At 69.7% G+C, this 17794-nt stretch carries 19 protein-coding genes and 3 pseudogenes; 14 read left to right on the plus strand and 8 right to left on the minus strand.

Annotation, left to right across the window (positions count from 1 at the left end; all coding sequences use genetic code 11):
- The 6 genes from HEP81_RS07535 (at position 1) to HEP81_RS07560 (ending at position 4331) form a co-directional block, all read left to right on the plus strand.
- Entirely contained in the window at positions 1–717 is a 717-nt protein-coding gene (locus HEP81_RS07535; protein ID WP_037664249.1) for a zinc finger domain-containing protein, read from the plus strand.
- 161 nt (positions 718–878) lie between these two features.
- Positions 879–1520 (plus strand): WhiB family transcriptional regulator, encoded by a 642-nt coding sequence (locus HEP81_RS07540; protein WP_037664247.1) that lies wholly within the window; start codon positions 879–881, stop codon positions 1518–1520.
- Positions 1517–3190, plus strand: a complete 1674-nt coding sequence (locus tag HEP81_RS07545; protein WP_190275956.1) for a prolipoprotein diacylglyceryl transferase — start codon at positions 1517–1519, stop codon at positions 3188–3190. The genes HEP81_RS07540 and HEP81_RS07545 overlap by 4 nt, the downstream gene beginning before the upstream one ends.
- The gene (locus HEP81_RS07550; RefSeq protein WP_031102856.1) at positions 3187–3378 is read left to right on the plus strand and encodes a hypothetical protein; all 192 of its coding nucleotides are present in this window, start codon (positions 3187–3189) and stop codon (positions 3376–3378) included. The genes HEP81_RS07545 and HEP81_RS07550 overlap by 4 nt, the downstream gene beginning before the upstream one ends.
- Before the next feature lie 90 nt (positions 3379–3468).
- Positions 3469–3702, plus strand: a complete 234-nt coding sequence (locus HEP81_RS07555) for a hypothetical protein (protein WP_037664242.1) — start codon at positions 3469–3471, stop codon at positions 3700–3702.
- A 203-nt stretch (positions 3703–3905) separates the two neighbouring features.
- A complete protein-coding gene (locus HEP81_RS07560) occupies positions 3906–4331 on the plus strand; it encodes a plasmid mobilization protein (RefSeq protein WP_167739899.1) in 426 nt (141 codons plus the stop codon).
- Between the two features lie 9 nt (positions 4332–4340).
- Here HEP81_RS07560 and HEP81_RS07565 read toward each other — a convergent pair whose 3' ends face one another.
- On the minus strand, positions 4341–4826 hold the full coding sequence (locus HEP81_RS07565) for a hypothetical protein (RefSeq protein ID WP_037664239.1): 486 nt from the start codon (positions 4824–4826) through the stop codon (positions 4341–4343).
- A gap of 84 nt (positions 4827–4910) precedes the next feature.
- Here HEP81_RS07565 and HEP81_RS07570 point away from each other — a divergent pair, with 84 nt between their 5' ends.
- The 3 genes from HEP81_RS07570 (at position 4911) to HEP81_RS07580 (ending at position 8018) form a co-directional block, all read left to right on the plus strand.
- The gene (locus HEP81_RS07570) at positions 4911–6650 is read left to right on the plus strand and encodes a relaxase/mobilization nuclease domain-containing protein (protein WP_037664237.1); all 1740 of its coding nucleotides are present in this window, start codon (positions 4911–4913) and stop codon (positions 6648–6650) included.
- A gap of 170 nt (positions 6651–6820) precedes the next feature.
- Positions 6821–7264 (plus strand): hypothetical protein, encoded by a 444-nt coding sequence (locus HEP81_RS07575; RefSeq protein ID WP_037664260.1) that lies wholly within the window; start codon positions 6821–6823, stop codon positions 7262–7264.
- Positions 7265–7343: 79 nt separating this feature from the next.
- Complete coding sequence (locus tag HEP81_RS07580) at positions 7344–8018, plus strand: hypothetical protein (RefSeq protein ID WP_037664235.1); 675 nt, start codon at positions 7344–7346, stop codon at positions 8016–8018.
- Positions 8019–8229: 211 nt separating this feature from the next.
- Here HEP81_RS07580 and HEP81_RS07585 read toward each other — a convergent pair whose 3' ends face one another.
- From HEP81_RS07585 to HEP81_RS07595, 3 genes are all read right to left on the minus strand, one after another.
- Positions 8230–9051 (minus strand): SPDY domain-containing protein, encoded by an 822-nt coding sequence (locus HEP81_RS07585; protein ID WP_037664234.1) that lies wholly within the window; start codon positions 9049–9051, stop codon positions 8230–8232.
- A 15-nt stretch (positions 9052–9066) separates the two neighbouring features.
- Entirely contained in the window at positions 9067–9357 is a 291-nt protein-coding gene (locus tag HEP81_RS07590) for a hypothetical protein (RefSeq protein WP_037664232.1), read from the minus strand.
- 104 nt (positions 9358–9461) lie between these two features.
- Entirely contained in the window at positions 9462–9815 is a 354-nt protein-coding gene (locus HEP81_RS07595) for an SPDY domain-containing protein (protein ID WP_037664231.1), read from the minus strand.
- Between the two features lie 925 nt (positions 9816–10740).
- Here HEP81_RS07595 and HEP81_RS07600 point away from each other — a divergent pair.
- A complete protein-coding gene (locus HEP81_RS07600; RefSeq protein ID WP_037664229.1) occupies positions 10741–11205 on the plus strand; it encodes a BP74-related protein in 465 nt (154 codons plus the stop codon).
- A gap of 93 nt (positions 11206–11298) precedes the next feature.
- Here HEP81_RS07600 and HEP81_RS41365 read toward each other — a convergent pair whose 3' ends face one another.
- Complete coding sequence (locus HEP81_RS41365) at positions 11299–11535, minus strand: DUF6087 family protein (protein WP_243279316.1); 237 nt, start codon at positions 11533–11535, stop codon at positions 11299–11301.
- 89 nt (positions 11536–11624) lie between these two features.
- Between HEP81_RS41365 and HEP81_RS07605 the strand changes: the two genes are divergently transcribed.
- Positions 11625–13076 carry an NF041680 family putative transposase gene (locus HEP81_RS07605; protein WP_037664675.1) on the plus strand — a complete coding sequence of 484 codons (1452 nt, stop codon included), beginning with the start codon at positions 11625–11627 and terminating at the stop codon, positions 13074–13076.
- 37 nt (positions 13077–13113) lie between these two features.
- Here the strand turns inward: HEP81_RS07605 and HEP81_RS07610 are convergent, their stop codons facing one another.
- The 3 genes and pseudogenes from HEP81_RS07610 to HEP81_RS41370 all read right to left on the minus strand — a co-directional run.
- The gene (locus HEP81_RS07610; RefSeq protein ID WP_243279240.1) at positions 13114–13842 is read right to left on the minus strand and encodes a hypothetical protein; all 729 of its coding nucleotides are present in this window, start codon (positions 13840–13842) and stop codon (positions 13114–13116) included.
- A 246-nt stretch (positions 13843–14088) separates the two neighbouring features.
- A complete protein-coding gene (locus tag HEP81_RS07615; protein WP_167739910.1) occupies positions 14089–14226 on the minus strand; it encodes a hypothetical protein in 138 nt (45 codons plus the stop codon).
- A 215-nt stretch (positions 14227–14441) separates the two neighbouring features.
- A pseudogene (locus HEP81_RS41370) lies at positions 14442–14749 on the minus strand (hypothetical protein); the annotation flags it as partial.
- Between the two features lie 124 nt (positions 14750–14873).
- On the opposite strand from HEP81_RS41370, the pseudogene HEP81_RS07620 reads away from it, so the two are divergent.
- The 3 genes and pseudogenes from HEP81_RS07620 (at position 14874) to HEP81_RS07630 (ending at position 17783) form a co-directional block, all read left to right on the plus strand.
- A pseudogene (locus HEP81_RS07620) lies at positions 14874–15733 on the plus strand (IS5 family transposase).
- 105 nt (positions 15734–15838) lie between these two features.
- Positions 15839–16072 (plus strand): annotated as a pseudogene (locus HEP81_RS07625) (helix-turn-helix domain-containing protein); the annotation flags it as partial.
- A gap of 484 nt (positions 16073–16556) precedes the next feature.
- The gene (locus tag HEP81_RS07630) at positions 16557–17783 is read left to right on the plus strand and encodes an IS110 family RNA-guided transposase (protein WP_037664493.1); all 1227 of its coding nucleotides are present in this window, start codon (positions 16557–16559) and stop codon (positions 17781–17783) included.
- Positions 17784–17794: the final 11 nt, after the last annotated feature.

The raw sequence follows: 17794 nt of genomic DNA on the forward strand, positions 1-17794 counted from the left end.
GTGGACCGCCGCGAAATCGCCGCCCTGCTGGCCTACATCGGCCGACTCGACCCCCGCACGATCCGCACCGACCAGGGCGAGGCCCGCGACCAGCTCGCCCAGTGGCACGAGCTGCTCGGTGACGTGCCGATGGCCACCCCGCATGGCTGGGATGCCCGCGTCGCCGCCCGCCAGCACATCCGCACCTCGCCATATCAGATCCTGCCCGCGGACGTGGCCCGTCCCTGGGAGAGCTACCGGCGCGACCGTCTGGCCCGGCACTCCGATCCCACGCCGTCCGCCGACCCGGACGACCAGGCCGCCTGGACCGCTGAGCTGGTCGGTACCCGACGCGCCGTCGCCGCCGGCATCGCCCAGCCAGCGCAGGCCAGAGCCATCACCAGCGGTCGCGCCGGGATCGACCCGAGGCTGAAAGCGCGGCTGCGGGAGGTCGGCTCCTGCATACCGCCCGCCGCCCGCGCAGCCCTCGCGCCCTACCGGCCCGCCCGAGCCGCGCGCGAGGCGACGGTCGCCCAGGGGCAGCCCGACGCCTTGAGCGTCCGGTGCGAGTGGTGCCTGGCCCAGCCCGGCGAACCTTGCCGCCGCCGAAGGATGGGCCCGAACGCCGGGGTCCTGGCGCTCACCCCACGCGCCACCCCGCACCCCGGCCGCCTCGACCTCGCCGCCGCCCAGCAGGCCCAGCCCACCGAACAGGTCCAGCAGCCCGCCCTGGCCTGACGGGCGCACCCGGCGCGTGCACGCCGTCCGCTGCACCGCCACCCCACATCACTATCCCGCACGGGCTGCGGCGCACGCCCAGCGCCGCAGCTGGCACCCGACGCCGCAGCCGCCGAGCATTGTCGTAACCGGCCGGCGCGGCAGCACATCGGAGACCCGCCTTGCGCCACATCACCACCCACGACACGCCGGCCACCGGCCTGCGCGGCATCGGAGACACCAGCTGGCACACCCGCGGAGCGTGCCACGGCATGGACGTCGAGGACGCCGACGCCGTGTTCTTCCCCGGTCCCCGGGATCACGAGGAGATCGCGGAGGCGAAGGAGCTGTGCGGCTGGTGCCCCGTACGCCGCGAGTGCCTGGACTTCGCTCTGGAGAACGTCCTCAAGGAGGGCGTCTGGGGCGGGCTCACCGAGGCCGAGCGACGCCCGCTCCACGACAACCTGCACCGACGCCTGGACTACCGGCGGGTGACCGCCGTCTTCCAGGGACGCGACGTGCACCTGACGGAGGCCGAGCGGCAGGTCGTCATCGACCACGCCTACGTCCGGGGCTGGCAGCCCGACCGGCTCGCCGGCGCCCTGCAGATCAGCCACAAGCACGCCCGCGACCTGCTCCGCCAAGCGGCCAACAAGGTCTTCGACCGCGATCGCAATTACGGCGTGCCCCGCTCCAAGAAGAAGCGGAAGAAGACCTCCAAGGCCAAGGGCACCCCCGCACCCGCAGTTTCCGGCACTCAGCAGCCGGCAGGCCGCCCGGCAGCGTCGACCCCGGCGCACGCCCTTCTCGGAAAGGCAGCATGACCCACCCCGTCCTCGCCTTCGGTGCTACTTCGGGCCTCCCCCTCGTCCTCGCCGCCGTCGTGCCCGCCGCCCTCGCGCTGACCGCCTGGGCCATCCGGCACCGGGGAACCCGCCCGCAGAAACGTCTCGGCGGCCCGGCGGTCAAGGTCGCCGCCGTCGCCGCCCTGGGTTGCACCGCCTACAGCGCCGACACCTCGTGGCGCTTCGCGGCCGACTACCTCGATATGGCCGGCACCGCCGAGCGCGCCGGTATGTTCGCCGCCGCCGAACTCGCCTTGTTCGCCACCGCACTGATGGCACGGCAGAACCTGGCTGCCCAGGGCGCCCCCGGCCTGCCGGGCACGCTGGTCTGGGTGATCACCACGGTGCAGGTGATCCCCGCCTACGCCGAGAGCGGCCCCATCGGCGGCACCGTCCGCGCCTTCGTCGGACCAGTCATGGCCGCGATGCTGTGGCACCTGGCCATGGGCATCGAACTGCGTTTGCGCGCCCCCGGTGCCGCGTCGAACGGGCTGGTTGCCGTGCTGGGCCGGGAGGCACGCGAGCGGCTGCTGTCCCGCCTGGGCATCGCCGCGCGGGACCGCGACGCCGCGCAGATCACCCGGGACCGGGCCACCGCCCGAGCGGTCACACTCGCCGCCCGTCTCGCCGAGCGCACTCCCGAGCAGCAGCGAAACCGTCGCGGCCGGCGGCTGACCCGACGCCTGTCGAAGGCGGTCGGCAGGGCCGCGGTCGGCACCGATCCGCTCCAGCGGGCACAGCTGCTCGACCAGCTCGCCGCCCGGCGACACGCTCTCGCACTCGCCACGGTCTCCCTCCCTTCTCCCTGGTCCCCGGCGGGCAACGCGTCGGTGGCCACGGTCCTCCCACAGCCGGACCCGAATGTGGCGGCGGTCCCCGCCTCCGGTCCCGACAGTTCCGACGAGCCGGTCCGGGACCGAGGACCGGGGACCGCGTCGGGACCGGTCCCCAGTGAAGCGGCTCCGGAGGCGGAGGTCGGGTCCGGGACCGAGGGAGACGGAACGGGGCCGCTCGCGGCGACCAACGGCCTTGAAGACAGTGCTGTGCCGGGGACCGGTCCCAGCGATCCAGAAGCCGCAGAGCCGGACGCAGTAGACACGAAGCCCGACCGCAACGCACACGAAGCAGCAGCTCAGAGCGCGAATTGCCGGGAACCGAACTTCGCGACGTCCGGGACCGAGAGCACCGAGGACCGAGGACCGACCACCAGCGAGTCCGGGACCGACACCACCCAGGACCGAGGACCGACCACCAGCGAGTCCGGGACCGACACCACCCAGGACCGAGGACCGACCACCAGCGAGTCCGGGACCGACACCACCCAGGACCGAGGGCACAAGGTTCCGCTCCGCCGGAAGTCGGTCCGGAAACCTCGCACGAATAACAAGGACCTGCGTGCCCGGTCCCGCTCGCGCCAGACGGAGCGCGCACGCGAGCTGGGCGAGCCTGAGCGCCAGCTCGTCCACGAGGTACGCCCCCACGTTCCCGCCCTGCTCGAACGGGACGGCAACGCCGCGATCACCCGGGTGCAGCTGCGCGAGATCATCCGCCGCCAGGGCCTGACGGGGGTCGGCAACGACCGACTCGGCCTCGTCCTCCAGGAGCTGCGCAACGGAGACATCACCACCACAAGGAGCAACGTCCGATGAAGACCTGCCACCAGTTCAACACCGTCCGCGCGGAGTACGAGCGCGAGATCGGCTTCATGCTCGCTCACTCCGAGCGGCACGCGGGCAGGCCGGCGGCGAAGTCGAGCGCGAAGCAGGCCGCCTCGGCGAAGCAGCGCATGGCCCGCGCTCTCAGCAGCCACGTCGGGCGCTGCCCCGAGTGCGGCTGAACCGGCCAAAGCAGCAGCACAAAGGCCCTATCCATCCACGGTGGTCCGGCTTCGCGCCGGGCCACCCCCCTCTCGTGCACAGGAGTTTCAATGACGACCTCGTCTGCACCCGACCGCTTCGAGGACCGCTTGGTCTGGGCGTTCATGCACACCTTCCTGACCTATGGCTTCCTCCACTCGGCCGTCGACGGCCCGGACGGGCAATGGTTCGTCCAGATCAGTCCCACCGAGCGCGTTCATCACCTCACCGACTCGGAGGACGCCTTCGACTTCGTGCTCGAAATCCTGGAGGTCATCCACAGCACCCAAGGCGGCGGGCAGTGACGGCCCCGCGCTCCACCCCCGCCCCAGACGACCGTTCGCCGAACTCCAACTCGGTCTCGGGGCGAGCAAGTTATCGGCCAAGCTACTCTTCCCCGTCGGGGAAGGCAGCTTGGCCATCTCCCGCCCCGGGGGTGGCGGGAGCGGTCCAGCACCGGGGGGCGCTGGACCGTCAGGCGGCGACCGAGGGCGGATCGCAGCCAGGGGTGGAGGAGCAGCCGCGAAGCGAAGCGCGCACCGCTCCAGCGTCCACCGCTCGTAAGCGCTCCCCCCAGAGGGCCAAGCGTGCGCGCATCTGCAACGTCCGTCTCAACGACGACGAGTGGAGTCGTCTGACCACCGCAGCACGTACCTCGCGCAAGACCCTGCCCGCCTACCTAGTGCGCGCCGGTCTCGCCGCCGCCGACGACGCCGAGAACACCGGTGCGGTCATTGCAGGTCACCGGGACCTGATCGTCGAGCTGTTCGCCGCGCGCCGTCATCTCGGGCAGGTCGGCAACAACCTGAATCAGGTCGCACGCGTCCTCAACAGCGGCGGACAACCCGCGGAACTCGACGCCGTCGTTTCGGCGGTCCAGCGAGCGGTCGCTCGCGTGCAGGCCCTCACCGACCGGCTGCTGGCACAGGATTGACCGAGTTGCTCATGCAGACCACGAGGCGCCGCCAGCCAGCAGGCTTCGGATGTCGCGCCGAACAGCTTCCTGGAACCGGTCGCGCAGCGTGCCGACCTCGTCCTTCAGCGCGAGGAGCGCCGGGGTGGCCTGTGCATCCGCGATGGCCACGTATTCGCTCGCACGTCGCAGACCTCGAAAGATCTCGTCTGCTGCCCGAACGACGTCGAGTGGAGCCAGGACATGGATTCGCTGGCGCGTGCCGCCGAGATTGAAGCCGGCGAACGCAGCTGCAGCCGCCATCTCACGTTCCTCAACCTCCGTGGTCTGCAGCACGCGCAGCAGGTCCCTGCCCGTGTCCTCCATCGCAACCAAGTACTCGGCGTACAGCTCCGTACGTAGCTCCAGCAGGCGCGTGACCGCCTCCCGACGCCAACGCCGCCGGTCCGCCAGGGCCGTCGCACCGGCCCCCAGCAGAACTCCAAGCAGCGCGGCAAGCGACGATATCCAACTCATTCGTGAGCACTTCCCGCACCGCGCGCGTGGAACGCCTGCTTCCCACTGCCCATCCCCGTTGATCAACCAGTCGAGGCCAGCAGCATGATTCCCCGGATCCAAAAGCGCGGCCAGCGGACCACCGGCCTCCTGTACTACCTCTACGGGCCGGGCAAGTCCGAGGAGCACACCGACCCCCACCTCGTCGCCTCCTGGGATCACAACGCTCCCGACCCCGGCCGCGACGCCACCGCCACCCTCAAACAGCTCCAGCAGCTCCTGGACCAGCCCGTCGAGAACATCGACCCCTCGCAACGCCCGAAGAAGCATGTGTGGCATCTGTCCGTGCGCAATGGCAGCGAGGACCGGATCCTGTCGGATGAGGAATGGGGGGACGTGGCCCGCCGGATGGTCGCCGCTGCCGGGATCGACGACCCCGCGGCTGGAGCGGGCTGCCGGTGGGCTGCTGTGCGGCACGCCGACGACCACATCCACATCGTCGCCACCCTCGTCCGCGAAGACGGGTACAAACCCGACCTCGACAACGATGCTCACCGCGTCCACGCCGAGGCCCGCGCCCTCGAAGCGGAGCTGGGTCTGCGGCGCCTCAACAAGGGTGACGGCACCGCGGCGAAGCGGCCCACCAGCGCCGAACGCCACAAGGCCGAACGCCAGGGCCGCGAGCGCACCGCACGCGAGGAGTTGCGCGAAGCCGTACGGCGGGCAGTGGCCGGTGCGGGGAGCGACGAGGAGTTCTTCGACCGGCTCGCCGCCGCCGGCCTCCTGATCCGCAAGCGCGTCGCGCCCTCCGGCGACCTGCTCGGATACAAGGTCGCTCTGCCCGACGACCTGAACAAGGACGGCGAGCCGGTGTTCTTTCCCGGCGTCCGCCTTGCCCCCGACCTGTCGCTGCCCCGCATCCGCGAGCGCTGGACCGGTGGGGCCCAGGACGTTCCAGCCGCCGGGGAGGAGGCGATCCGTACGGGGCCGGGCGGTCCGGCCTCCGCGCGCCGCGGGACGGCGTCGGCGGTGTGGCAGGCCGTGTTCGTCGTCGAGCACGGCGAGGACGGGGTGGCCGCCGCACACATCGCCGCGGTCGGCGAGGTCCTGGACGCCCTCGCGACGACCTCAGCTGCCCACACCCGCCGCGAACTATGCGACGCGGCGACGGCTTTCGAACGGGCCTCGCGCTCTCACATCCGCGCCGTACGCGGGCACGATCGAGCCCTGCGGCAGGCCGCCCGCGATCTCGTCCAGGGCGGCCCGGCCCTCGGCCGCGGTGAGGACGGCGCCACCACGGCGATGGCGATCGACATGCTGTTCTTCCTGATCACCGCCGCCGCGCACTGGCATGCCAGGAAGGGGCACGCCCAGCAGGCCGAGGCCGCCGCCCGCGCCGCCGAGCACCTGCGCACCGCCTACCGGGCCGCCGCCGCCCAGCCGCTCGGTGTGCTCTACCAGCGCGGCCGGGGTCTGAGCCGGCCGATGCTCCAGCGGCAGACGGTGCTGCTGCGCGAGGCGCTGCCGGAGCTGGCCGAGCAGATCCTCGCCGAGCCCGGCTGGTACGCCCTGGCCGCGACGATCGCGGAGGCCGAAGCCGCCGGCCACGACCCGGCTGCCCTCCTGGCCGACGTTGCCGCACGGCGCGAACTCGACACTGCTGACTCCGTCAGCGACGTGCTCGTGTGGCGGATACGGCGGACCGCCGACCTGCCCGCCGACGCCTCCCACCTGCCCGAGGCCAGCACGGCAGGGAACCGGTCCACGACACGCGGGACGACCACCAGGCCCTCCGCACCCGGCGGACGACGTAGCGCAGAAGAGAGCCCGCGGCAGACCCTGTAGGCCGCCGGATGCCGGGACAACGACGTGCGATCAGGCACGTCGTGACAGCACCGCCGCCCTGCTGACCTGGCCGGAAGCACTGTGGGCGTTGTGAATTGAAACAACCGATGGCGCGGGGCACGATCATGAAGCGCGCAGGACGAGATGACGAGGCTGAGGAGAACGCCAGGGTGTTTCACCGCATACGCCGCAGGGCCAAGGAGCCGAGCCAGGCTCAGAGGCAGTTCGCCGAGCTGCACGCGCAGCTGCAGGGCCAGGTCCCGCCCGGCTTCGGAAGCCCGGCGCCTGGGCCGGAGCCCGCCGAGCCGGCCGCCGTCGTGGACGACTTCCTTCCGCCGGAACTGCGCGTGCCGAGCCACGACCAGGTCGAAGGCAGGATGATGCCCTGGGCGCAGCCCCTCGTTCTCGACGGCGAGATGGCCGTCTGTGCCGAGTGCGGCGCGTACCGGGACTGGCTCATCCTCTCCACCCGTGGCGAGATCTGGCTGCGCTGCCGGGCCGGCCACCAGCAGCTGGAGACCCGCATCGACACCGCCTGGTACAACCGGCACTCCGGACCGGCGGACGGGACGTTCGCGACGTTCGAGGACTGTCTGCGCCACCTCGGGCACTGACCACCACTCCTACGACCCCACCGGGCCCGCGGGCCCGCACTGACCACCCGTCGCCTAGCCTCAAGGGGTCAGTTCCGTCATGCGCGTTCGCGTCGCCACCACCGCACTCGGCATCACCGCCGTCCTCCTCGCCGTGCCCGCCTGCTCCACCGCCACCACCGGCTCCAAGCACCAAACGTCCTCCTCCCGTACGGGAAAGCCGACCGAGGCCGTCCAGCACCCGGCCGTGCTCGGGGCTCGCCTGCTCGACCAGAGCGACCTTGGCAGCGGCTACCTGCCCAAGCCGGAGCGTCCGGCCCAGCACGACGACGTCACCGTCATCGGCTGCCCAGCCCTGAGCGAGCTGGGCGGGGACGCAGCGACTGGCGGCACGCTCGCCTTCCCGAACAAGGCGAAGGCGGACTTCACCTACGGCGGCAGCTCCTTGGAGATCTCCGAGGAGCTGTACAGCGACAGCGCGAAGAAGCTCTCCGACGGCATCACCCGGATCTTCGACGCCATGACCGGCTGCCCGACCTATCAGGTCGTCCCGGACGGCACCCCGATCGACGTGACCTCGCAGAAGCTGCCCGCACCCCAGCTCGGGGACGAGCAGTGGAGCCAGCTCCTGACGTTCACCGCCGGGGGACGGAGCACCGTCGTCAAGCAGACCGCGATCCGCGACGGCAACCTGCTGCTGGTCGTCTCCGGCTCCCCGGCCCTCGTCGACCGCCACCTCGACAAGGCCCTCGCCAAAGCCACGCCAACGGGCTGACCCGCGTGCACGCCACGCTGCTGCCCCCGACCACCGCAGGTCGGGGGCAGCCGTGCGTTACTGAGTGGCTCGTCGAGCGGCGCGAGCGGCTTGGCCTGGTACCCAGGCTCGGACCTGGCGGGCTGTACGTAAAACACGCTCGGGAAGCAAGAAAGTCCGGCACCCCAACTGGGGTGCCGGACTGCGATCGTCGAGAAATACGAGCTGGGCGTTAGATGGCCGGCGCGCGCAGGAGGCGCTCCCGGGTGGCCTCGGGCAGCACCCTCCGCAGGACCGGTGCGGTCGAGCTGAGGGAGGCGGCGAAGGCGGCGACGAGATCGTGCGGGACGCTCGCGGCGAACGATGCCGCCCACAGACACGGTGCGCCGAGCGCGGGCTCGGCCCACGCCTGCCATCCAGCTGGTCCCGTCTCGTCGTCCTCGGCGGACAGGGCCCGCGGGTCGGTGTCCTGGATGAGGGGCGGGACCTCGCCGAGGCTGATGTGCGAGGTGAACGTCGGGTCCGTCGCCGCCGCCTGGGGCTGGTCGATGTCGCGGAGCCATCCGTGGGCGGCGACAGCGTCGAGGACCAGCTCGGGTCCGGCGAGCGGCACGGCAGGCTGGTGGCTTGCGTCGAGCGCGACGAGGAAGTCGACCACCGCTTCGCCGGGGACATCGCGGGTGAAGTAGGCCGACCACTGGGCGAGCGGGCTGCTCGCCTCGGCTCGGGCGGAGATCTGCCAGGCGATCGGCAGCTCCCCCAGGTGGAACGGCTCGTCCGCCAGACTCCACTGGGCCCAGCGCAAGGCGTCGGGGCTGATATGCAGGACGGTGCTGCGCAGAACCTGGCGGTCCTCCGGGGCCTCGTCCGGCTCATGCCGTCCACGGACGGTCGTCAGACTCGTCCAGCCCAGGCCGCCGAGCGCGTCGGCGACGGCGTCGTAGAGCCGTCCATCGTCACCGGCCAGGTGCCGGGGACCGACCCAGAACGCGGGCTGGCCGCCGCACGGGCTGGACGGGCCGGGCGGGAGGTTGGGGTACAGGGGCGCCTCCAAGGGCTCGGTGTGGGGCTAGTTGCCGCCGGCGCGGCGGCGGGGGCGGCGCGGGGGCGCCTGGACGGGGCCCTGCCACGTCAGCTCGATGGCGACCTCCGGTGGAAGGTGGCCAAGCTGTGCGTCTGGGTCCGATCCCTCGGCGAGGTAGACGACGGTCCGGCCGGTCTCGTCGACCGACTGCACAACCTGCGCCAAGCGGTGCGCCATCGGGAAGTAGGGGTTCATGGCCTGGCGGACCGGAGCGCTCCGGTCGCAGCCGGACAACAGGTCGATGAGATCACCGACGGTCATCTCGGGGGTCGTCACGGACAGCCTCCTGGACTTCAGGGGGAACGCGGGCGGTGGAACGGGCCGACCTTCGGTACGGCCAGCACTCACAAGGCGGGGACTACGTGTCGGTGTCCGCGCTGTCAGAGGCGGCGCGAGGTCTCCAGCACACGCGCGACGGCGGCGGCGACGATGTCGGCCGGCGTCTCGGTATCGAACGACACGTGGTAGCCGCGGACCTTGGCGGTCCCGGTGACAGCGATCTTCCATCCCTCGCCATCCGTGCCGGGGCGGCCGAGCGGGAACCAGCCGAGGTAGAACCGGCCGTCCTTGCTGCTGACGTGTACGTCCGCACGGTCATCGACGACCAGGTGGAAGTCCTCGGCGGAGAACTGGTCCATGACCACGGTCGGCTGGCCGGGACCGAGTTGCCACTCCCGCGGTCGCAGGGCTTCGACGGTGGTGGAGAAACCGGGACCCGAAGGGGCTACGGTCACGGGCAATCACCTCTCTGACCTGGGTTTTCTTGCAAGGTCGTCTACGTTGACATGCCCTCGCGCCCGTTGGCCAGTCTTTCCGCGATCTTTCCTGTCTGCCCCCGGCGAACTGCAGTCGGGGGACATCAGTCGCGGGTGGGCCAGAAGAACGACGCGGGGAACCGGACGGAGGCCAACCGCACCGCCTGGATCAGTCCGAGAACGGCTGCTGCGGCGCGAAGGGCTTCGTCGTAGGAGCCGGTACCGAGGACTTCAACTGAACATGCGCGGCAGTCTCCGGGGGCGCAAGCGTGGCTGGCGCTGGGGTCCTCGGTGCCTCGTACGTGCACGAAGGCGTCCGTCCGCGTTGATCACCACGCAGTGGTGGTGTTCCTTGCCGATGTCCACTCCGGCCCAAATCTTGGGCACGGCCACCTCCGCCAGCTTGCCGTCACACCCGTCACCCGCAGACGACCTCGCCGACGTTGTCCTACAGCAGCGATCGAGTCGCGTCTCCCAATTGGCGATCGAGTCGTCGCGGGGCTCCGAGCGGCCAAGTCTCTTACGCCATCGAAGCGGCTCAGAACCTAGAGCCGTACCCAGAGCCCCAGGCCCTCCGATCTTACGAATGATCAGGTCAGACCCTCGCGTAGAAAGGTAGGACAGAACCTAACTAGTCGACGGAATCCGCAGCGATGCCACACACCGCTGCCCTGCTCGGCAAGATCTCCGCCGTCGCCGGAACCGTCGGCCGCAGCCGAGGGCAGCATCGCGGCATCTGCCCGCACGGCTTCCGCCGCCTGCGCATCCAACCAGGGTGCGACTGGCGGGCCGGTGTCACCCTCGCGACATCCGTTCTACCACAGATGCACTTTGTGTAACTGCTCCAATACTTTCCGTGGCTTGTCGTGGACTGCACGACGCCCGGAACCGAGGGGAGAACTCCATGCGACGCATGTTCACCAAGGTGGCCGGCTTGGCTGCCGTCGCCATGCTGTCCTTCGCAGCAGCACAGCCCTCTCAGGCCAGCGCCCTCAGCAACCAGTCAACCCGCGCCGCCGCCGAGGCTCCCGCGTACTTCGTGATGACCGACATCACGCGGGAGCAGTTCGTCATCAAGCTGACGGAGAGCGGGGACATCAAGCACGCACGGGAACTCGTCCACGGCGAGACCACCGACCGGCCCCACGTGATCACGCGGATCGTCAAGCGGCCAGCCGCCTACAACCCGCGCTGGAGCTTCCACGCCAACCCGGACACCATCCAGCTCTTCGATAACGCCTTCGAGGTCTGCGACGCGACCATCCCGTACGTGGAGGACCACCTCGACGAAGCCGGAGGCCCCTTCCTGCCCGGCCTGCTCTGGTGCGACTGGACCTCGCGCATCATCAGGGAGATCCCCGCCCCGTAGGTGACCGGCCGGGCTCCCGGCGCCGTGCACGTCGCGGCACCCGGCCCCAAGCAGAACTGTTCGGGCCGACCGCGAACGCCGGTCCGAACAGGGTCAGCGTACCGAGGCCAAGATCACTAACGGGCACGAGCGGTTGAGGCTGGGGAGCGGTGCGATCGGCCGCTCTCCATCGCGCGGGCGCAGGAGGCGCTGAGCCTCAGCAAGGTTCACCACGTACCCGTGAGGCTCCCAGATGTACCCGCTCCACCGCTGGATGAGGCAAGGTGCGTCGGGATTGAGCTTGTGTTTTAAGGTCTGACCTCGAACGATGCCCCGAACGTGATCGCTCATACGTGGATTCCGGGGACGTGAACACGGCCTTCGCCTGATCCTGTGCTCCGACGAAAGAGGCACTTGACCAGCACGAAGGCCGTGGGGGAATGAGTCTGCTGCATCACGATGCCGGGCGGGATGCGTTCGCTGTGGCGTCACACTTCCGAGATGACTTCTACGCGTGCCTGCGCGCGTATGGCGACGAACTGTTCGAGCTGACGGACGCCCTGCTGTGTGCGGACGGGCCGGTGAGGACGCCGGTGGATCTGACACTGCTGGCCGAGCATCGCCGAGGGCACGGCGCGTTGTACGCGGCGTTGAACGAAGGCCGTATCGACGTCGGCCGGCTGCGGCGGACGCTTGCCGCATTGCCGCAGCCACAGGCCGCCGACCACCGACTCGTCTTGGCCGTGGACGTGACCAACTGGCTGCGGCCCGACGCCGAGTGCAGCCCGGATCGCCTGTTCTGCCACACCTTCGGCCGAGGCCGGGACCAGCACCTGATGATCCCCGGCTGGCCGTACTCGTTCGTCGCCGCCCTCGAATCAGGCCGCACCTCCTGGTGCCAGCTGCTGGACGCAGTCCGGCTCGGGCCCGAGGACGACGTCGCCGAGGTCACCGCCGTCCAGGTCCGCCGCGTGGTCGAAGACCTCATCGCCGACGGTCGGTGGCGCGAGGGCGATCCGGACATCCTCGTCGTCTTCGACGCCGGCTACGACGCCCCGCGCATGGCCCACCTTCTCGACGGGTTGCCCGTCGAGATCCTGGGCCGGATGCGCTCGGACCGCGTCATGCGCCGGCCCACACCCACACAGCTGGAGTACGCCAACGCCTATCCCCGAGGCGGGCGGCCGCCGAAGCACGGCAAGGAGTTCCGCTTCGCCAAACCCGAGACCTGGGGCGAGCCCGATGCGGCGACCGTCCAGGTCACCGACCGCTACGGCACCGCACAAGCGATGGCCTGGGACCGTCTCCACCCGAGGCTCACCACCCGCTCCGCCTGGATCGACCACGACCGCGAACTGCCCATCATCGAGGGAACGCTGATCCGCCTGCAGGTCGACCGCCTACCCGGCGGCGGTGACCCGCTTCCGCTCTGGCTGTGGTCCTCCGCCACCGGAATGACTGGCACTGATGTCGATCTGCGCTGGCAGGCGTTCCTCCGGAGATTCGACCTGGAACACACGTTCCGGATGATCAAGCAGACGCTCGGCTGGACCCGCCCGAAGCTCCGTACCCCAGAAGCGGCAGACCGCTGGACGTGGCTGATCGTCGTCGCGCACACTCAGCTCCGTCTTGCCCGGCCACTCGCGGAGGACATCCGCCGCCCCTGGGAGAGACCGGTGGAACCGAACAGGCTCACCCCGGCCCGGGTCCGCCGGGGGTTCAGGAACCTCCGCCCCCACCTGCCCTGTCCGGCCCGTGCACCCAAACCCACCCGGCCCGGCCCCGGCAGACCCCTCGGCTCGAAGAACCAGCGACCCGCCACCCGCTACGACGTGGGCAAAACGGTCAAGCGACCCGAGAGCATCATCGAACGGAACCGAGCCAGACCCTGACGAGGCCGTGGGAGACCGTTTGCTTCAACCTCGGTGGTCACGTCGCGGTGGGGACGTAGGGCGCTGCTGCGACCTGGGCCATCGTCCGAAGATTCGCAAAGTAGGAGGCGCAGTACTCCTCGTTGATCAGAGGAACGATCTTGTCGAGGTCGGCGATGCAGCCCCAGAGGTAGGCGATGCCACTGCCGTCGAGCCCGCCCTTCAGCTCCCTCTGCACGAGGCCGGCGACGTCGGCGTCCAGGAGGACCAGATCCACGCCGTCGAAGTCCACACCGCGGAAGCCGTCGGGGAACAATGCACGCAGGTGGTCCTCCCACAAACGGGCGAGTCCTCCTTCGGGCTGTGCTCCGCCCACGTCGGCGGCTGTCGCCTCTGCCGCGGACGGTGGGCGAAGGAGCAGGGAGACGGCATCGAAGACGGCACGCAGCATTGCGACGGCCCGGACCGGGCGGAGGGCGGCACTTGACTCGGCGCCCTGCGTGAGCTTGTCGCGCAGCAATCGGCTGCGGTCGAGTTCGATGGCGAGCTCGGCCGTGATGAGCCCGGCGTCGGTGGCCCGCTCGATGAGGACGTGGAGCGGTTCGTTCGTGGCCAGACACTCAGCGAGGACGTGCTCCAGGGCGAACAGGGAATGCGTGACGGCGACGGTGGCGAACTCGTACCGGTAGTAGGAGTGCCGGATGAGCTCGCGGGAAGTTTCCAACGCGCTCATGACGTACATCGACGCGCCGCCGGGCAGCACCAGGTCGGCAACCAGAGCGTGCATCTCCGCATAGTCGAGAACGAGGTCGCGGGCGCGCGGGTCTCGTCCCGGCAGGAGGAGCGGGTCGGGCGGCGGTGGCAGGGTATTCACCGGTGCAGTCTTGTCGCCGTAGGTTGTCGGTGCCATCGGATTTGCTCGGGGCGGTTGGTAACCCGCGGCCGCATCTCGCCAGCGGGTCCGACCTTAAAGAACAAGTTGAGTGCCTGTTCCTGAAGTTCCTGCCACCGGTCTGGCTGGTTGCCGCACAGATCACAGCGGTTTTCGAGGTTCTCCGCCGTCCTTCCGGGGCTCTCGCAGCCGCTGGGGGAACAAGAAGTTCTCCAGGGCGTCCAGCCCGAACAGCATGAGCACGAGGAGTACCGGCAGGAGCAAAGCAATCACGACCATGACGCCTCCCGGTGGAGCAGTGATCACGGGAACGCGGTGGCACAGACTCCCTGTCAGACTGGGCCGAACGAAGGAAGGGGGCTCGCCCGGCGTGGAAGCGATGCGGCCGTTCGGGTGACGTTTGCCGTCTGGTGACCAGGCCACTGAGTGTCTGCCCAGCCTCAGTGCCTGTTTCCGAGCTGGCATGACATGGCCACCTGCAGCCTCTGGGCGTTTGCCCCCGTGGTCAGGGTGAGCAGCGTGGAGGTGCCGGTGCCGATGTTCACGGTCGCGCCGGGCAGGAGCTTGCCGGTCTTGTCGTCCTTGGCCTGCAGGAGGGCCTTGGCGGCCCTGAACGGGTCGGTGATCGTCAGCCGGGTGGCGTTGCCCGGGGTGACGATGACGTCTTGGTCCGCGGCGACCTCGTAGAGCGGGCTGCCGGACCCCGTCTGCTTGAGCCGGTAGATGCCCGGCGCGAGGTCAGGAAGGTCAGCTTCCCCTGGGCATCGCTCCGGCGGCGTCCGGCTTCCTGGCCGGTGGAGTCGGCTTCTTTCACGCCGCCGAAGGGGGACCGATGGTGCACTTGCCCGCGCCGCTGAACAGGTTGGTGCTGAAGGTGCCGGCGAAGGGGCCGTCCGTCACCTAGGCCGTTTCGTTTGGATCAGTCGATCGTTGGTCTGGGCGTGCCGTTAACTGATGTGCAATGGTCGCGGATCGAGCCGTTGCTCCCTGACCGGACGCCGAAGCGGGGCGGCCGGTGGCGGGATCACCGGGAGGTGATCGACGCGATCGCGTTCAAGTTCCAGACCGGAACGCAGTGGGTGCACCTGCCGGAGAAGTACGGCAACTGGCGTGGCGTCTACAACCGGCTGCGGATGTGGGCCGTCGACGGCACCTGGGAGCGGGTCTTCACCGCGCTGATGGCCCAGGCCGACGCCGACGAGGATCTGGCCTGGGCTGTGTCCGTGGACTCCACGATCGTGCGGGCTCACCAGCATGCGGCCGGAGCCCGCAAAAAGGGGCCCCGGCCGGCGAACCGGCTGACCACGCCATCGGCCGGTCCCGCGGCGGACTGACGACGAAGATCCACCTCGCGGCCGATGCCCGCTGCCGGCCTCTGGCGTTCGTCCTCACCGCCGGACAGGCAGGCGATGCACCGGCCTTCACCGATGTCATGGCCCGCGTGCGTGTTCCCCGACGGCGTGGCCGGCCGCGCACCAGGCCGGATGTGGTCCTGGCGGACAAAGCGTATTCGTCCAGGGCGATCCGCGAGCACCTGCGCAGGCGCGGCATCCGTGCGGTGATCCCCGTGCCGGCGGACCAACGCGGCCACCGCCTGCGCCGAGGCAGCCGGGGCGGCAGACCACCGGCCTTCGACCGCGAGACCTACAAGCAGCGCAACACCGTCGAACGGTGCATCAACCGCCTCAAGCAGTGGCGCGGCATCGCCACCCGCTACGAGAAGACCGCGACCATCTACCTGGCCGGACTCCACATCGCCGGCATCTTCCTGTGGTCCGCCCGCTGATCCAAACGAAACCACCTAGTGCTCTGACCGGGAAGGTTCACCGGGTTGGTGGTCGTGGCGGTTGGATGGGCGGTGGCATTCGTCTGTCCGATCGCTGGGGGTGTGGTGGCTGAGCCTGTCTGTGTGCGCAGATTGACCGACCAGGAGGGGCAGAAGCTGCAACAGATCGTGCGCCGGGGCAGCACCAGTTCGGTGCGATATCGGCGCGCGATGATGTTGCTGGCCTCTGCCGGCGGGAACCGGGTCCCGGTGATCGCGAAGCTGGTGCAGGCCGACGAGGACACCGTCCGGGATGTGATCCACCGGTTCAACGAGATCGGCCTGGCTTGCCTGGACCCTAATTCGTTGGTAGCGGCACCGGCGCGGCTTCTCGGAGCATTGCCGGGCTGTTCGAGTGCGGGACTGAACCGTACTTGTGAGCATTGGGACCTGACGCCTTACGTCTTCCTGGCTTCGAGCCCTCGCGGGAGAGCGGCCCAGGTCCCCGTGCTCATGGTGGTGGCGGTCGCGTGGACGCCGGGCGGACGACCTATACGAGCCCCGGCCTGCGAGGCCTCTAGGTAGATCGGTGACGTTCTGCTCTTCACGGCCGCTACCACCCATGCGGGATCACTCGTTGATGTTGGTGGTGCGAGCCCGCTTCACGGTGACCTCTTGCCAGTCCCGAGCCGTCGAGCTCTGGGCAAGACCGAGGCCCGTGGCGCGCGCTGGCGTCGCGAACGGCTTGTGAGATGTCGGACCGAAGAGTCCTGGAATTAGGGAGCCGCGTGGCCCGCATGCGCTCGTGACCAGCGCAGATACCAGCGCCAAGGGGAGGAACAACTTGATCTATTGCGGGATCGACTGGGCCGAAAAGCATCACGACATCGCCCTCATCGACGACACCGGGCAGCTGCTGGCCAAGCGTCGCATCAGCGACGATGCAGTCGGCTACCAGCTACTGCTGGACCTGCTTGCCGAGTACGGCGATACCGAAGAAGCCCCCATCCCCATCGCGATCGAGACCAGCCGTGGACTCCTGGTTGCTGCCTTGAGGCAGGGCAAGCGGAAGGTCTTCGCGGTCAACCCGATGGCCGCCGCCCGATACCGTGACCGGCACGGCGTCTCACGCAAAAAGTCAGATCCAGGCGACGCCCTGGTCCTGGCGAACATCCTGCGTACCGACATGCCCATGCACCGCCCGCTGCCGGACGACACCGATCTGGCCCGCGCTATCGCTGTCCTGGCCCGTGCTCAGCAAGACGCCACCTGGAACCGGCAGCAGATCGCCAACCAGCTCCGCTCCCTGCTGCGCGAGTACTACCCCGCTGCCCTGGATGCCTTCGCCGGATGGCAGAACGGCCTGTGCCGTCCCGAAGCCCGCGAACTACTCAAGGTGGCCCCGACGCCGGCCCAGGCCGCGCGGCTCACCCGCGCACAGCTCCGCTCCGCCCTCAAGCGTGCCGGTCGTAGCCGTGGCATCGAAGCAGAGGCTGAGCGGCTCCGCGAGATCTTCCGGGGTGACTACGCGAGTCAGCCATGGCTGGTCGAGGACGCACTCGGCAAGCAGGCCCTCGCCCTTCTGCGGCAGCTCGAAGCCGCCTGCCTCGCGGCTGACGAACTCACCGAGGCGGTCGAGGCGTCTCTTCTCCAACACCCGGACGCTGACGTGATCTTGAGCTTCCCCGGTCTCGGGGTTCAGCTCGGTGCCCGAGTACTCGCCGAGATCGGAGACGACCGTCAGCGATTCGCCGACGCCCGCGGCATGAAGGCATACGCGGGATCCGCCCCCGTCACCCGCGCATCCGGGAAGAAACACCACGTCGGACGCCGCATGATCAAGAATGACCGGCTCAACCACGCCGGCTACCTGTGGGCCTTCTCCGCCCTGCGGTCCTCACCCGGAGCCGACGCCCACTACCGTCGCCGACGCGAGCAGGGAGACTGGCACGCAGCCGCCCAGCGGCACCTGTTCAACCGAATGATCGGGCAGCTCTACCACTGCCTCCAGACCGGCGAACTGTTCGACGAAAACGTCGCGTTCCCCTCCCAACTGGCCGCAGCAGCTTGACGACTTGGCAT

Origin of the sequence: Streptomyces griseofuscus (genome assembly GCF_014673495.1) — a bacterium.
In the GTDB taxonomy this organism is placed as follows: Bacteria; Actinomycetota; Actinomycetes; order Streptomycetales; family Streptomycetaceae; genus Streptomyces; species Streptomyces murinus.

What these genes read in the sequence shown, in the direction of transcription:
- HEP81_RS07545 (WP_190275956.1), top strand. Translation starts at nt 1,517, where the DNA reads ATGACCCACCCCGTCCTCGCCTTCGGTGCTACTTCGGGCCTCCCCCTC.
- HEP81_RS07550 (WP_031102856.1), top strand. Translation starts at nt 3,187, where the DNA reads ATGAAGACCTGCCACCAGTTCAACACCGTCCGCGCGGAGTACGAGCGC.
- HEP81_RS07555 (WP_037664242.1), top strand. Translation starts at nt 3,469, where the DNA reads ATGACGACCTCGTCTGCACCCGACCGCTTCGAGGACCGCTTGGTCTGG.
- HEP81_RS07565 (WP_037664239.1), bottom strand. Translation starts at nt 4,826, where the DNA reads ATGAGTTGGATATCGTCGCTTGCCGCGCTGCTTGGAGTTCTGCTGGGG.
- HEP81_RS07570 (WP_037664237.1), top strand. Translation starts at nt 4,911, where the DNA reads ATGATTCCCCGGATCCAAAAGCGCGGCCAGCGGACCACCGGCCTCCTG.
- HEP81_RS07580 (WP_037664235.1), top strand. Translation starts at nt 7,344, where the DNA reads ATGCGCGTTCGCGTCGCCACCACCGCACTCGGCATCACCGCCGTCCTC.
- HEP81_RS07600 (WP_037664229.1), top strand. Translation starts at nt 10,741, where the DNA reads ATGCGACGCATGTTCACCAAGGTGGCCGGCTTGGCTGCCGTCGCCATG.
- HEP81_RS41365 (WP_243279316.1), bottom strand. Translation starts at nt 11,535, where the DNA reads ATGAGCGATCACGTTCGGGGCATCGTTCGAGGTCAGACCTTAAAACAC.
- HEP81_RS07605 (WP_037664675.1), top strand. Translation starts at nt 11,625, where the DNA reads ATGAGTCTGCTGCATCACGATGCCGGGCGGGATGCGTTCGCTGTGGCG.
- HEP81_RS07610 (WP_243279240.1), bottom strand. Translation starts at nt 13,842, where the DNA reads ATGCACGCTCTGGTTGCCGACCTGGTGCTGCCCGGCGGCGCGTCGATG.
- HEP81_RS07615 (WP_167739910.1), bottom strand. Translation starts at nt 14,226, where the DNA reads ATGGTCGTGATTGCTTTGCTCCTGCCGGTACTCCTCGTGCTCATGCTG.